This window comes from Dactylosporangium maewongense (assembly GCF_039531485.1).
Classification (GTDB): Bacteria; Actinomycetota; Actinomycetes; order Mycobacteriales; family Micromonosporaceae; genus Dactylosporangium; species Dactylosporangium maewongense.
The window spans coordinates 1-14,553 of record NZ_BAAAQD010000050.1 but is presented as its reverse complement, the minus strand read 5'-3'; the positions used below and the strand labels follow the sequence as shown (position 1 = coordinate 14,553).

The 14,553-nt window shown below is 71.2% G+C and carries 12 protein-coding genes and 1 tRNA gene; 4 read left to right on the top strand and 9 right to left on the bottom strand.

Annotated elements, in window-relative coordinates; genetic code table 11:
* Window positions 1-14 precede the first annotated feature (14 nt).
* From ABD332_RS56535 to ABD332_RS56510, 6 genes are all read right to left on the bottom strand, one after another.
* Window positions 15-1,769, bottom strand: a complete 1,755-nt coding sequence (locus ABD332_RS56535) for an ankyrin repeat domain-containing protein (RefSeq protein WP_344514852.1) — start codon at window positions 1,767-1,769, stop codon at window positions 15-17.
* 22 nt (window positions 1,770-1,791) lie between these two features.
* Window positions 1,792-1,864: transfer RNA gene (locus ABD332_RS56530), tRNA-Met, on the bottom strand.
* Entirely contained in the window at window positions 1,855-3,300 is a 1,446-nt protein-coding gene (locus ABD332_RS56525) for a hypothetical protein (RefSeq protein WP_344514850.1), read from the bottom strand. Before ABD332_RS56525 ends, ABD332_RS56530 begins: the two co-directional genes overlap by 10 nt.
* Window positions 3,301-3,320: 20 nt before the next feature.
* Complete coding sequence (locus ABD332_RS56520; RefSeq protein WP_344514848.1) at window positions 3,321-3,482, bottom strand: hypothetical protein; 162 nt, start codon at window positions 3,480-3,482, stop codon at window positions 3,321-3,323.
* Between the two features lie 93 nt (window positions 3,483-3,575).
* Window positions 3,576-3,929 (bottom strand): hypothetical protein, encoded by a 354-nt coding sequence (locus tag ABD332_RS56515; RefSeq protein ID WP_344514846.1) that lies wholly within the window; start codon window positions 3,927-3,929, stop codon window positions 3,576-3,578.
* Window positions 3,930-3,986: 57 nt separating this feature from the next.
* The gene (locus ABD332_RS56510) at window positions 3,987-4,439 is read right to left on the bottom strand and encodes a TetR/AcrR family transcriptional regulator (protein WP_344514844.1); all 453 of its coding nucleotides are present in this window, start codon (window positions 4,437-4,439) and stop codon (window positions 3,987-3,989) included.
* 1,052 nt (window positions 4,440-5,491) lie between these two features.
* Between ABD332_RS56510 and ABD332_RS56505 the strand changes: the two genes are divergently transcribed.
* The 3 genes from ABD332_RS56505 to ABD332_RS56495 all read left to right on the top strand — a co-directional run bounded on the left by ABD332_RS56505 (window position 5,492) and on the right by ABD332_RS56495 (window position 9,831).
* Window positions 5,492-6,928, top strand: coding sequence for an ankyrin repeat domain-containing protein (locus ABD332_RS56505; RefSeq protein WP_344514842.1), 1,437 nt, complete (start codon window positions 5,492-5,494; stop codon window positions 6,926-6,928).
* A gap of 105 nt (window positions 6,929-7,033) precedes the next feature.
* The gene (locus ABD332_RS56500) at window positions 7,034-9,106 is read left to right on the top strand and encodes a cellulose binding domain-containing protein (RefSeq protein WP_344514840.1); all 2,073 of its coding nucleotides are present in this window, start codon (window positions 7,034-7,036) and stop codon (window positions 9,104-9,106) included.
* Between the two features lie 263 nt (window positions 9,107-9,369).
* Window positions 9,370-9,831: a GNAT family N-acetyltransferase gene (locus tag ABD332_RS56495; protein ID WP_344514838.1), complete on the top strand. Its 462-nt coding sequence runs from the start codon at window positions 9,370-9,372 to the stop codon at window positions 9,829-9,831.
* Here ABD332_RS56495 and ABD332_RS56490 read toward each other — a convergent pair.
* The 3 genes from ABD332_RS56490 to ABD332_RS56480 form a co-directional block, all read right to left on the bottom strand.
* Window positions 9,828-10,862 (bottom strand): DNA polymerase IV, encoded by a 1,035-nt coding sequence (locus ABD332_RS56490; protein ID WP_344514836.1) that lies wholly within the window; start codon window positions 10,860-10,862, stop codon window positions 9,828-9,830. The two genes, ABD332_RS56495 and ABD332_RS56490, sit on opposite strands and share 4 nt — an antisense overlap.
* Before the next feature lie 114 nt (window positions 10,863-10,976).
* Window positions 10,977-13,430 carry a LamG-like jellyroll fold domain-containing protein gene (locus ABD332_RS56485; protein ID WP_344514834.1) on the bottom strand — a complete coding sequence of 818 codons (2,454 nt, stop codon included), beginning with the start codon at window positions 13,428-13,430 and terminating at the stop codon, window positions 10,977-10,979.
* Between the two features lie 81 nt (window positions 13,431-13,511).
* Window positions 13,512-14,237 carry a DUF6086 family protein gene (locus tag ABD332_RS56480; RefSeq protein WP_344514832.1) on the bottom strand — a complete coding sequence of 242 codons (726 nt, stop codon included), beginning with the start codon at window positions 14,235-14,237 and terminating at the stop codon, window positions 13,512-13,514.
* Between the two features lie 144 nt (window positions 14,238-14,381).
* Between ABD332_RS56480 and ABD332_RS56475 the strand changes: the two genes are divergently transcribed.
* Window positions 14,382-14,553: flagellin N-terminal helical domain-containing protein (locus tag ABD332_RS56475; protein ID WP_486303848.1), on the top strand; the 172-nt coding region annotated here is incomplete at its 3' end.

Sequence of the window (14,553 nt, the reverse complement as noted above, 5' to 3'; positions counted from 1 at the left end):
TTCAGGGTGCGCCATCAGCGGTTCAGGGTGCGCAGGAAATCGAGGTCGCGGCGGCCGGTCCAGATGGCCATGCGCTGGAACGGCCGCTCCGAGCGGGCCTTCGGGTCGGCGCCCGCGTCGAGCAGCGCCCGCACCAGCGCCGGGCTGCCGTAGGCGACGGCCGGGTGCAGGGGCGTCTCGCCGTTCACGTCGCGTGCGTCGACGTCCAGGCCGGCGGCCAGCAGCCGGGTCAGGATCGCCAGGTCGGCGTCGAACAGCCACGGCAGCAGGTGCAGCAGCGTGCGGCCCCGCTCGTCGCGGACGTGCGGGTCGATGCCGGAGTCCAGGGCGGCCGCCACCGCCGGGCCGTCGCCGAGGTGGACGAGCCGCATGAGGTCGCGGCGCAGGCCGCGCATCTGGCTCGGCATCCGCACCGCCGGGTCCCGCCAGCCCTCCTGGGCGGCGACGCAGCCGCGGACCGGGCCGCCGAACGCGCGCATCGCCCGCTCGCGCTGGATCTCGGCCGGCGAGTCCTGGATCTGGATGGCGCCGTCGCGCAGCACCACCTCGTGGATCGTCCCGGTGCAGTAGATCCGCACGCGGTCCTTGATGCGGACCGTTGGCGGTGCGGGCGTCGTACCGGCCGGGAACAACGCCTCGTGGACCAGCGGATGCAGCTGGTCGGGGCGCAGCGACCCGCGCAGCAGCCCGGTCAGCTCGTCCGGGCGGCGGGACAGCACGGACGGCAGCCGCGGCACGCGGGCCAGCTCCAGGCCGAACTCGGCGACCTCCGCGCGCTTCCGGTCGTCGTCGGCCTGCCCGTACGGCACGGCGGCGACCAGCCGGGCGCGGGGGCGCGGCGTGTCGAGGCGGTCCAGGACGAGGCAGCGCCCGGGGCGGTCGATCCGGACGAGGCCGCAGTGCTCGTCGACGTCGGTCGGCATCGGGTCGGGCCGCGGCGGTTCTCCTTGGGGACCCCAGTACCTTGGTTGGCTGCTCTTGTCTTGCTCCAGCGGTGCTGCGTGGCGCAGGTTCGTCATGTATTCGGCTACGCGGCGGGCCGCCTCGGGCAGCGTCGTGTGCACCGGCCGCAGCCGGGTGAGCGACTGCTCGACGACGGTCTGCCTGCTGGTCCGCAGTTCGTCGCCGGTGCGGCCGGGCGCGAACGCCGCCGGGTCGATGCGCTCCCGGCCCCATCCCGGGTCGAACAGCAGGACCTGGAGCTCGAACCCGGCCGCCGCCCATGCCTCGGCGTGCCGGCCCTCGTCGTCCAGCCGTATCGCCCGCTCGGCAACGGTTTCCGGCTGTGTTGCCCTACGCTCGCCGGTGGCGGTGAAGAACGGCAGGTGGGTCGTGCCGCCGCAGCGTCGCATCAGCTGGCCCGTACACCGGGAGTCCCAGCGGTCGCGGAGCAGCAGCAGCGAATGGTCGCGCTTGCCGGGCGCGGTGGCGTCGAGGCGCTCGAACGCCAACCGGATCCGCTGCGGCTCGTCGAGGTTTCCCGGCGGCCTTGCGACCAGCGCGTACGCGTCGGGGAACATCGCCAGGGGCAGGCAGAGTCCGGTGCGCAGCAGGCCGTCGCCGGGGCGTTGCGGCAGGTGCCAGCGCAGCAGGTCGGGCACGAGGTGGCGCAGGTCGTCCTCGATCCGCCCGGCGACCTCTTTGCCATGGGCGTTGCTGATCGCGGGCAGGTCCACGTCGACGTCGACGCCCGCGGTCTGGCACGCGCCGTGCCAGTCGCCGGCGAGCCGCCGCTCGGTCGCCCGCTCGACCATCCACCCCAGCACCACGGCCCGCCCTCCTGTTTGCAGGCAGTGCCGACCGGATTCGAACCGGCGTCCTTCCGACTATGAGACGGACGCGACCACCTCTGCGCTACGGCCCTGCCGCGGCCGAGTTTAACGACAGCAGGCACCTTCCCAGGTCCGTCAGCTCGACGGTGACGCCGGGCTCCGGATGCACCGCCCACGGCGCGGTGCCCCACATGGCGGCGGCCTCGGCGGCCGCTTCCGGGTCGTCCGCGAACCCGGCGACCGCGACGGCGCCGTGGCGGGCGAGGGACGCGAGGGTGTTGCGGACGGCGGTGGCGGCGATGCCGGCGAACAGGTCGGGATCCCTGGCCGGAAGGCGGCTCCCGTGCTCGTGGATCAGCTGGTCGGTGAGCTTCTCCAATTCGGCCTTTCCCTGTTGTACGGCCAGCTGGTCGAGGAACAGCGGGGTCCACGGGTCGATCCACTGGCGCAGCTGCGCGGTGCCCTTCTCCGAGTGCAGCGGGGTGATCGGGTGGATGAGCGCGTCGGCGAGGTCTACCCACAGGTCGAGCGCTTCCTGCGGCTGTGTCTTCCCGGCCAGGACATCGTCGACCAGGGCCGCCCCAGGTCCGCGGACGACCCTGGTGCGGCGCAGCTGGATGACGTCGAACTCGATCGCGAGCAGCCACAGCGGCGTCAGGATCGGCTCGGCCGTGCTCTGGTGGCCGAGCACCGCGAGCAGCGCGGGCCGGTCGGCCTTGCGCAGCTCACCCCGGTCGTCGAGCGGCCGGCCGTCGACCCCGACCCAGCCGGCGAGCGCGGCAAGGTCCCGCAGCAGCGCGCTGTCCCTGACCTGCTCGTACGGCGGCTCGACCTTGAGCTGTTCCGGCTTCTCCGGTTCCTTCGTCTGCTGCGGTGCGTTCGTCTTCGCCGGTTCGCTCGTCTTCGCCGACGCGTTCGTCTGGTCCGGCGCGGTCGTCGTTGTCCGCTGCGGAGGGCGGGTGCTCATCGTGACGGTGCCGCCGTCGATGGTGACGTGGCCGGTGGCGTACCCCTCACGCTCCTCCATCAGCCGCCCGAGCACCTCCCGGCGCTCCTCAGGCTGCCGCGCACTGAACTTCGCCGCCCACGCGTCGATCTCCGCCGGGTCCCCGTCGGGCCTGACGCCGTCCCGGAGCATCGCGGTGAAGATCCGCTTCGCCAGTTCCCACCGGTTCGTGTCGGCCATCGCGGCCGGGAACTTCGCCGTGAGCCGGTCCGCCTCCTTGAGCAGCGCGGCGGGCTTGGCACTCGCCGGGTGCAGCCGGTCCGTGGCGTCGAGGAACCGCAGGAACTCCCGCACCGTGCCGACCCCGTGCTCGGCCAGCCCCCACGCGTCGACCTGCCGGGACACGACGGCGTTCATGAGCAGGTCGTGCACGTCCCCGCTGCGCCACCGGGTCGGGTCGGGCCGCTCCAGCCGCTCGGCCCGCACCCGCAACAACACCGCAATCCGGTCCCGCTCAGCCTCGTCTTCCGACCCCCATGCCGCGAACTCGTCGACGAGCCGCCGCTGCAACCGGTACGCCATTCACCGACCCTATCCGTAGCTCAGGTCACCAGTTTGCTGAAGAAGTCCCCGAACCCCTTGCCCAGCGCACCGATCAGCCCCAGGAGCCCTTGGGCGACGCTCGCCGCCGCCTGCGGCCGGAACGCGATGAAGTAGATGAGGAATGCCCAAGCGGCGTAGGTCAGCGTTTTCTTCACTGTCATCGGTCGCCCCGTGCGGTTGTCGTTCAGTCGTGTACCGATCCGCCGACTACCCCCTCGCCACAGTCCTAACCGCCCGTTTCCTCACTGCCTCGTTCACCGCTTGACGGACCGTTCGATGAGGTCAACGGCACTGCGCGGATCGTCGACCTGGATCACCAACCGCGCATACCGCTCGTCGGCGAGCTCCACGACAATGGCCTTCTCCGCGTCCCGCACATCCCAGAACACCTTCTCCCCGTCAAGGCGAAACGTCCCCGCCGTGATCACATTCGGGAGGTGCGTCCCAGCCGTCCTGATCCCTTTCGGCTGCCGCACCATTCCCGGGTCCGCCGTGGCCCCCCGCACGTTCGCCAGCGGAATCTCCAGCCTGCTCTTGAGCGCCCAGAGCTTGTCCAGCCCTTCCATCTCGACAACGAGGTTCCCCGAATCGATACTGACCGTCGCCATCCCCATCACTCCTTAGCTTCTCTGACCGCCGGGCCCTTCTGGACCGGCCAGGACTTCTCAATCGGCCGAGGCTTCTTGACCGGCCCGGGCCCGCAGCCGCAGCCCCAGCAGCTCCGTGGCCCGCTCCACTCCAACGGCGTCATCCAGCCGGGCGAGCGCACCCCTGATCAGCCCGGCGACCTCTGCATCACCCGGCGCCTGCTCAACGGCAGCCAGCAGCAACAGATCCAGCACGCCCCCCTCGATGAGCGAGGCATCCCGGCCGCCGCCCTTCGGGGCCAGCTTCTCGATGGCCGCGAGCGCCGGCTCAAACTCGTGCTCGAGATACCACCGCAACGCGGTCAGATAGAGCCCCCGCTTGCTGCCGAACGTCTTGTACAGGCTGTTCCGATGCACCCCCAACCCATTGACCAGGTCATCCACGGACAACCCGTCGTAGGCCCGTCCCGCGAACAGCCGCACCGCCGCCCGCGTGACCACCTCTTCGTCAAAGCCTCTCGGTCGCCCCACCCCTCAGACGGTACGAGTAAAGGAACGATCAGTCAAGAACGAACGTTCCTAAATGCTGCCAGCACCCTCACGGGTCGTCCAAGGTGGAGCACGCCCCGCCGGCCTCCGACGCTGAACCCGCGGCGCCTGCCCAATAGGTACCGCCGACGCGCACCCCCACGGGACGGGTCGTCGCGCGGGTCGACAGAGCGCTCGACAGCCCGACGTCGAAGCGCGCCCACTCGCCTGTCGCCCCGCTCGCTCGGAGCCCATGCCGCCCGCAACCTCGTGAGCTTCGGCGTTCACGGGTTCGACCGCCGCTGTGTCTGCCCGCTCGTGCTCAGCGACTGTCGAGCTCTCGGTGACGGGCGAGGACCTGGTCGGCAGTCCAGCCGTGGGCGCTTCAGTCACGAGCGGTTCAGGTGTGGGTGGTCCAGGTGCGAGCGGCCCTGGCGAAGGCGGTGCGCCGGCGGGTGCTGGATCGTCGACCGGCTCACCATGACCCGGGCGGCCGCCGTCGGCGCGTCCGCCGCACGGTGCCGTGGCGGTCGGCGGTGCCGCCTCTGTCAGGATGCGAGCGTTGCGGAGCCTCGTCAGCTTCGCTGCGTGGCGGGCCGCCAGCCCATGCGCGCGAGCCTCGGCGAACTCCGCCCTCACCCGCCGCTTCTCCTCGCACCGCCGGTCGGAGGCTGCGGCCTGCGCGGCGCGGCGAGCTGCCATCCACTCGTCCGAGCCGAACGGCGCCGACGAGGCGGAATCTGTTGCTGTCAAAGCGGATCGCATGGGCTGCCTCCCCCCGGTAGGCGCTGCACTCCATCGTCGGGGTCGCACGATCCCGCGTCCAGCGGCGTCGCCAACTGTCACCCACCGCCACCAACTCAACCACCGAGAGTTGCATTGCGGCGTCGCGGGTGACCGCGGCGGGTGAAGTCGTCTAACCTTGGGGTCGGCGCTCGGGGCGCCAGCAGTCCGCGCGAAGGGCGAAGCCCACCTGGTAGATCGAGGCAGTGCCGGCATCACCTCCTTTCCGGCCTGAGTTTGCGGACACCAGGCGCACGGACAAGGAGGCAGTCGTGCCGACCCGTCGTCTTCCCGATCAACCCGACGTCGAGCAGCTCCGCAACCAGGCCAAGGCGCTCCAGCGGCGCGTGCGTGAAAGTGATCCGCAGGCGCTGGAGCTGTTGCGGGAGTTCCATCCCAGGCACCGCGACGTGCGGCCCGAGACCGTCAAGCGGGCCGACGCGCAGCTGGTGGTCGCGCGGTCCTGCGGGTTCGTGAGCTGGCCGGCGCTGCGGGCGACGCTGGACGTGATCGGCAGGTTCGCCCGATCGCCGCACCAGCAGAGGCCCGCCGGCGCGGCGGACGAGTTCCTGGTGCTCGCCTGCCTGACCTATGGCGGCGACGACCCGCGGCGGTGGGCGCGGGCGCGGCAGATGCTCGACGAGCGGCCCGAGCTGGCCGGGCACTCCATCTACACCGCCGCGGCGGTCGGGGACGCCGCGGCGGCACGGCGGATCCTCGACGCAGATCCCGGCGCGGCGGATCGGCAGGGCGGCCCGCACAAGTGGGAGCCGCTGCTGTATCTGGCGTATTCGCGCATCGACAGCACGGCGGCGGGGCACTCCACAGTGGAGGTCGCGCGGCTGCTGCTGGAGCGCGGCGCCGACCCGGCCGCGGGGTTCCTGTGGGACGGGTTGACGTCGCCGTTCACGGTGCTGGCGGGGGTGTTCGGCGGCGGCGAGGGCGGTCAGCCCGCGCACCGGGACGGGCCGGCGCTGGCGGAGCTGCTGCTCGAGGCGGGAGCCGACGCGAATGACAGTCAGACGCTGTACAACCGCGGCCTCCACCAAGACGATGACTCGCACCTTCCCGTGCTGCTGCGGCACGGGCTCGGGCGTGGTGACGGCGGGGTGTGGCACCGGCGGCTCGGGCCGACCCACCCCACGCCTGCGCAGCTGCTGCAGGACGAGCTGATCAAGGCGGCGCAGCATGGGGCGGTCGAGCGCGCGCGGCTCCTGGTGCGGCACGGCGCCGATCCGCGGGGCCTGGGCACCAGGCATCCCGTGTTCCAGGGGCTCGACGCGTTCTCGACGGCCGTGTTGTACGGCAATGCCGACGTGGCGGAGCTGTTCGGGGGCGACGGGGACCCGGTGCTGCGGTTTCTGGGCGCCTGCATGCGCGGTGACGCGGCCGCGACCGGTGATCGGCGGACGGCGGAGCTGGCGATCGCGGCGAAGCCGCACCATCTCGTCGCCGCGGCGAAGCTCGGCAGGACGGGCGCGGTGCGGCTGATGGCGGAGCTGGGGTTCGAGTTCAGGGGCACGTTGGCGCTGCACGAGGCGGCGTACCACGGGCACCTCGACACGGTGCGGGCGCTGGTCGAGCTGGGCGCCGACCCGGGGCGGACGGATCCGTCGTTCCACGCCACGGCACGGGGCTGGGCGGAGCACAACGAGCAATGGGTGGTGGCGGACTACCTGGCGTCCGTGGAACGTTCGCGGACCGAGTAGGACACGGCCATGGTCACGAGGTCAGCGCTGTCGAAGCGCTTGACATGGTCCCGGGGCATCCCCAGCATGGGAGCGCTTCCATCCATGCTCTCCGATTGGACCGTCATGAAGATCGGAATTCGCCGCGGCGCCGTGATGGGCGCGGCGCTGCTGCTCGCGGCCGTTCCAGCGGTCGCCGTTCCGGGGGCCGCCATGGCCGCCGACCCCGTCGCCACCACCGTCACCGTCAACGCCAAGGCAGGCCTCGCGACCGTCCCCGACACCGCGCTCGGCGTCAACGACGCGATCTGGGACGCCGAGCTCGGCACCACCGCGGTGTCCGACCTGCTCGGCGCCGCCGGCGTGCAGATGCTGCGGTATCCGGGCGGCTCGTATGCCGACATCTACCACTGGCGCGACCACACCGCGCCCGGCGGTTACGTGGCGCCGAACACCGACTTCGACACGTTCATGGGCTCGGTCCGCCGCATCAACGCCCAGCCGATGATCATCGCGAACTACGGCACGGGTACCGCCGAGGAAGCCGCCGACTGGGTCCGCTACGCCAACGTGACCAAGGGTTACGGCGCGAAGTACTGGACGATCGGCAACGAGAACTACGGCAACGGCCACTACGGCTCCGCGTGGGAGGCGGACAACCACGCCGACAAGAGCCCGCGGGCGTATGCGGAGGGCGTGGTCGCGTTCGCCGCGGCGATGAAGGCCGTCGACCCGACCATCAAGATCGGCGCGGTGCTGACCACGCCGGGCAACTGGCCCGACGGGCTGGTCGGCTCGGGCGACGCCGGCACGTGGAACCAGGTCGTGCTGTCCGTCGCCGGGCCGTCGATCGACTTCGTGGACCTGCACTGGTATCCGGGCGGCGGCACCGCCGCGGAGTCCCTGACCAAGACCGAGCAGATCGACGACATCATGTACCTGACGCGGCAGCAGATCGCCCGCTACGCAGGTACCGGCGCCGGCCGCATCAAGGTCAGCTTCACCGAGCTGAACGTGGGCGTCGGCCAGAACACGCAGCCGGGAGCGCTGTTCCTCGCCGACGCGTACAGCAGCCTCCTCGCCAACGGGGTCTTCACCATCCAGTGGTGGAACGTGCACAACGGCATCGGCACCGTCTCCACCGTCGCCGGGCAGACCGACTACGGCGACTTCGGCCTGCTGTCCAGCGGCGGCTGCCAGACCGGCGGCACCGTGTGCGAGCCGGCGATGAACACGCCGTTCGCGCCGTATCACGCGCTGAGCGTCATGAAGTCGTTCGTCCGCCCGGGTGACCAGCTCGTCCGCGCCGCCACCGGGGACCCGCTCGTGGCCGCCCACGCCGCCCGCCGCCCCAACGGGGACCTCGCCGTCCTGCTCATCAACAAGGACCCCGACAACGCGCGGTCCGTCAGCCTCAAGTACTCCGGCTGGTCCGCCGCATCGGGCGCGCCGGCGGTCACGACGTTCCGCAACGGTGACAGCGCCCCGTCGACCGCGACGGCGGGCACGGCGGCGGCGCAGACGATCGCGCCGTATTCGCTGACGCTGCTCGTGCTCCACCCGTCGTCGTCCACGACCGGCGCGCCGAAGGCACCCGGCCAGCCCACGACGACCGCCATCGGCGCGAACACCGCGACCATCGCGTGGCCGGCGGCGCCCGCGGGCAGCAGCCCGATCGCCAAGTACGAGGTGTACCGCCAGAACGGCGCCATCAGCGAGCAGCTCGGCGAGACGTCCGGCACGTCGCTGCCGGTGTACAACCTGAACCCCGGCGCGCGGTACACCGTCAACGTGGTCACCCGCGACACCGCGGGCAAGGTCTCCTGGTCGTCGCCGCCGCTGACGTTCACGACGACGAGCCCGGCGACGAGCGCCTGCACCGTCCGCTTCACCGACGTCAACGACTGGGGCAACGGCTACGTCGGCAACATCGACATCACCAACACCGGGCCGAGCCCGATCAACGGGTGGACGCTGACCTTCACCTGGCCCACCGCCTGGCAGAGCGTCAGCGGCAGCTGGAACGGCAACTGGACCCAGACCGGCCGCGACGTGAAGGTCACCAACATCGACACGAACGGCGCCCTCGCCGCCGGCGGTGGGGCCACCAGCACCGGGTTCGTCGGTGCGTACAACGGGCCCAACGTTCTCCCGTCCGCCTTCCGCCTCAACGGCACGGTCTGCACCGTCGCCGCCTGACCCGTCCTGCGGCGAACCGGTCCGGCAGCAGTTGTTGCCGGACCGGGGGCCACTGGTTGGTCGCAGTTGTTGCCGGACCGGGAGCCACCGGCTGGGCGCGGTTGTTGCCGGCACGGGGCGATTGCCGGCGAACCGGTCCGGGCAGTAGGCGTTTACCCGCGGCAAGTGCCTGGCGAGACGGGCTGGTAGCAGTTGTTGCCGGACCGGAGGCGTTGCCGTCGAAATGTGTTGTGGGAGTGGGGGGCGGCGGCAGGATGAGTGGGGTGGGGACGTGGGAGGTGCGGCGGGCTGCGGCGGCGGATGCTGGGGTTGTTGCGGGGTTGCTGGATGCGTTCAACCGGGAGTTCGACACGCCTACGCCCGGGGTTGAGGTGCTTGCCGGGCGGCTTGAGCGGTTGCTGGTGGGGGATGAGCTGGTGGTGTTGCTGGCCGGGGAGCCGGCCGCCGGGGTTGCCGTGCTGTCGTTCCGGGTCAATGTCTGGTCCGAGGGGCCTGCCGTCGTGCTCGATGAGCTGTACGTCGGGCCGGGGCTGCGCGGCCAGGGGGTCGGGCGCGCGATGCTGGGCGCCGCGGGTGAGGTGGCGAAGGGGCGTGGGGCGGAGGCGTTGGAGATCCATGTGGATGGGGCGGACACGGACGCGCGGCGGTTCTACGAGGCGCACGGGTTCGTCAACGTCGAGCCGGGGGCGGATGAGCCGATGTACTTCTACTACCGCGACCTCTAAGCCGGCAGCTCCAGGTCCAGGCGCACGCCGAGCAGGCGCACCGGGCGGTGCAGGGAGAACTTGGCCAGCACGGTCCGCGCGGTCCCGGCGATCACGTCGAGGTCGGTGGTCGGGCCGCCGCGCAGCTTCATGACCTTGGTGGGGGTGTAGAAGGACGAGAAGCGGACCTTCACCGCCACGTGCGTGACCTGCCGACCGTCGGCGACGACCGAGGCGCCCAGTGCAGTCGCGAGCGCGGAGACGTGGCCGGCGAGTTCGTCCGGGTCGGTGACGTCCGTGAGGAACGTCGTCTCGCGGCTGCGGGACCGGGCGATCCAGGGCTCCGTGTCGATGGTGGTGTCGCCGGTGCCGACGGCCGTCGCCGCGAGCCACGTGCCGCTGCGCTGCCCGAAGTGCTCGATGAGCAGGGCGGCGTCGCAGGCGGCCAGGTCGGCGACGGTGTGCACGCCGATGGTGGTGAGCCGCTTCGTGGTCTTCGGGCCGACGCCCCACAGGTCGGCCGCCGGGAGGCCACCCATGACGTCGGGCCACGTCGAACCTGTGAGCTGGAAAAGGCCGCCGGGCTTGGCGAACCGCGCCGCGTGCTTGGCGGTGAGCTTGTTGTCGCCGACGCCGACCGCGCAGCTCAGCCCGGTCTCGTCCAGCACCGCCTGCCGTACGTCGGCCGCGAGCACCATCGGCTCGTCGGTGTCGGCGCCGAGGAAGGCCTCGTCCCAGCCGTACACCTGCAGCAGCACCGGAAAGCGCGCCAAGGTCGCCATGACCTGCACCGATGCGGCCTGGTACGCCTCGACGTCGGACGGCAGGAACACGGCCGACGGGCACCGCTTCGCCGCCGCCTTCAACGGCATGCCGGACCGGACGCCGAGGGCGCGCGCCTCGTACGACGCGGTCGCCACCACCTGCCGCGGCCGCTCCGGATTCCCGTCGCCGCCGACGACGACGGGCAGCCCCTTCAGCGATGGCCGCCGAAGGATCTCCACCGCCGCGATGAACTGATCAAGGTCGACGTGCAGCAGCCACCAGCCCACCCGTCCACGCTAACCGAACCACGCCGCACGCAGGGCCGATGCGCCGTCCCGGCACACATCTGAGCACGCTGGAACAAACGCCGGGAGCGGGAAGGCCCGCTCCCGGCACCGGTGTCAGTTGCCGGAGGTGAACAGTTGCTGGATCTCGGCGGGGGTCAGGGCACGGTCGTACAGGTGGACCTGGTCGACGGTGCCGTCGAGGAAGTCGACGGGGTTCCCGCCGAACTTGCCGCGGCCGATGACGGTGTTGCCGGTGGGGGCGGCCTGCGGGAGGCAGGCGCCGGCGGTGCCGGCGAGCTGGCCGTCGACGTACAGGCGGAGCTCGCCCTTCACGGTGTCGCGGACGCCGGCGAGGTGGTACCACTGGCCCGGGTTCGGCCTGGTGGGGGCCAGGGCGCGGACGCCGACGAAGCTCATCGCGAAGCGCTGGTCGGCGCCGGAGTACTGCAGGAAGAAGTCGCTGTTCGTCGGGCCGTCCTGACTGACGACGGTCTGGAAGGCGCCGTCGACGCGGTCGAGCTTGACCCATGCGGCGGCGGTGTAGTCGGTCGCGGTGTCGATCAGCGGGGCGCCGGTGTCGAGGTAGCCGTTGTCGAAGGAGACGCCGTCGCCGGTGTGCCCCGCGACGAACGCCGCCCCGCCGACCACGGTGGCGTCGTGGGAGCCGGCCTCATCCGCAAAAGAGCCGTCGAGGGGGTAGTAGGCGATGCCGGTCAGGCCCGGCGTGCCCGGCGGTGGCTGCGGCACGTTGCCCGGTGAGCCGTCGGCGGCGGCGATGATCTGCTGGTTGATCTGCTTGACCTGCTTGAGGTCCATCTTCGCGACCTGCCGGTCGTAGGTCCAGAAGCCGTTGAGCTCGCCCTCGACGTCGGTGATCTGGGTGTACACCGAGGCGCTGATCCCGCAGGACTTCGCCGACGCGATGACGGCCTTCTGGTTCTCGACGTACTTCGCGGTGAGCGTCGCCTTGTCGGGCGTCATCTCGTACGCGCCGCCGTCGCCGAACCACATGTGGTTGGACGTCTTCAGGCCGAAGCCGCCGTGCTCGCCGTCGATCGAGACGCGGTCGCCGCTCGGCGCGGGGGAGGCCGGGCCGAGGTACTGGTGGAAGTCGATGACGTCACCGCGGCCGGAGTCGCCCTTGGAGTTGCAGCAGTTGACGCCGCTGTGCGCGTTGACGAGGCGCGAGGGGTCCTGGGCCTTGACGTCGTCGGCGATGCGGCCGGTCGCGGTGCGGTCCCACTCGCCCCAGCCCTCGTTGAAGGGCACCCACGCCACGATCGACGTCCAGCTCTGGTGCTCGCGGACCATCTCGTGCAGCTCGGCCTCGAACTGGTCGCGCCACTCCACCGGGATGGGGCCGGTGTTGGCCGCCGGCATGTCCTGCCACACCATCAGGCCGAGCTTGTCGGCCCAGTAGTACCAGCGGTCGGGCTCGACCTTGATGTGCTTGCGCACGGCGTTGAAGCCCATCGCCTTGTCCTGCTGGAGGTCGAACTTCAGCGCCGCATCGGTGGGCGCGGTGTTGAGCCCGTCGGGCCAGAAGCCCTGGTCGAGGTTGGCGAGGTTGAACAGGATCTTGCCGTTGAGCGCGATCCGCAGCTTGCCGTCGGCGCCGCGCAGCGTGCCGATCTGTCGCATGCCGAAGTAGGAGCCGACGGTGTCGCCGGAGGTCAGCCGGACCTGCAGGTCGTACAGGAACGGGTTGTCCGGCGACCAGAGCTTCGGGTTCGGCACGGGCACCGCGACCGGCGTGCCGACGGTGCCGGTGACCCGGCCGACGACCTTGTTGCCGTTGCGGGCGACCGCCTCGAACTGTTGGCCGGGCGTGCCGTTCACGGTCAGGCCCAGGCTCTGGGTCGCCAGGGAGGGCGTCATCGAGAGGGAGGTGATGGACGCGGCCGGGACGGGCTCCATCCACACCGTCCGCCAGATGCCGGAGCTGCCCTGGTAGAAGATGCCGCGGTCGCTGACCCGGCGCTGCTTGCCGATCGGCTGGCCGGTCGCGTCGGTGAGGTCCTCCGCCCAGACGATCAGCTCCTGGGGGCCGGTCCCGACCAGCGCGTCGGTCACGTCGAGGTCGAAGCCGTCGTACCCGCCGCGGTGCGTGCCCACCTGGGTGCCGTTGACGTACACCTTCGCGTCGTAGTCGACCGCGCCGAAGTGCAGGACCAGCCGCTGGCCCGCCCAGGCGGCCGGGACGGTGAAGGTCCGCCGGTACCACATCCGGTCCTCGTGCCGCTGGATCCCGGACAGCGCCGACTCGATCGGGTACGGCACCAGCACCCGCTCGCCGAGGCTCTGCCCGGCCGGCACGGCCTGGTCGACGGTGGCCCGGGCGAACTCCCACACGCCGTTGAGGTTCTGCCAGCGGTTGCGGGTGAGCTGCGGCCGCGGGTACTCCGGCAGGGCGTTGGTGGGCCCGACCTGCGCGGTCCACGGGGTGGCGATGGGCGGGATGCCGGGGTGCCAGCTGGGTCCTTCGGGCGGTGGCGGGGCGGCGGCCGCGGGGGTGGCCACGGCGACCGCGATCGCGGTGGCGGCCGCGATCCAGGCGAGTCTTCTCACGGGTGCACTCCTTAGCATCGAAGTGCACCCATACCAACAAAAACAATCAGGTTACGTCAAGCATTGACACATTCAAACACCTCATGCCACGCTCGGGGGTGGATCTCCGAAGCCGAGCCAGGTGATCCGGTGGCCCAGCCCGTCGTGCACCACCTGCAGGCGCAGCCGTGACACCCCGTACACCGTGTCCCACAGCGACATGACGCTGACCCGGCGGTACCCCTCATCGGTGCTGATCAGGTCCGGTGGGATCCGCTGCGGCGGCAGCAGCAGGGGCACCGGGTAGCCGTCGACGATCTCCCGCAGCCGGTCGCCCTGCCAACCGAGGCCGTCCGTGCGGGCGTCGATCGTCTGGTACCAGCCCCGCACAAGATCCAACACGATCGCCGCGAGCTCGAAGCGGACCGACGGCGGCAGCTCCCGCGCGGTCGGTGGTCCCCACGCGACCGGTTCGAGGCCGCTCGGCGGCAGCGCGACGTGCATGCCGTCGCGGATCTCCGGGTTGCCGCCGAGCTCCCGCAGCGGGCCGTTGAGGTGCTGGTCGAGCGACGCGAGGACCTGCAGCGTGCCGAGCGACATCGCCCGGACCGCCGGCGAGTGCTGCCGGTTCCAGTCGTTGAGCAGGAACACGAAGAACTCCCGCAGCTTCAACGGGTCGAAGTGCAGCTCGTCGCTCTCGGGCCCGAGGATGCCGCTGGAGCGCTGGATCCGGTGCTCCATGACGCGCACCTGCGCCGCGAACAGCTGCGCCGTGCTGGTGCCCGGCTTCCAGAAGGGGACCCCGTCGACGTACCCGTACATGCCCATGCGCATGACCTTGCCATCCGTGGGCCGCGGCGACGAAAAAAACGTCCGGGCGAAGCCTCATGCCCATCCGGGTGGCGCCGATGTCAGAGCCGTGCGGGCCACGGACGGCCCGGGCAGTACGACCCGGATCAAGGAGGAATCACCATGGGTCTTCGTATCAACAACAACATCGCCGCGCAGAACGCCTACCGGAACCTGTCGACGACCGACAGCCAGATGAGCAAGTCGCTGGAGCGTCTGTCGTCCGGTTACCGGATCAACCGGGCCGCGGACGACGCGGCCGGCCTGTCGATCAGTGAGGGCCTGCGCTCGCAGA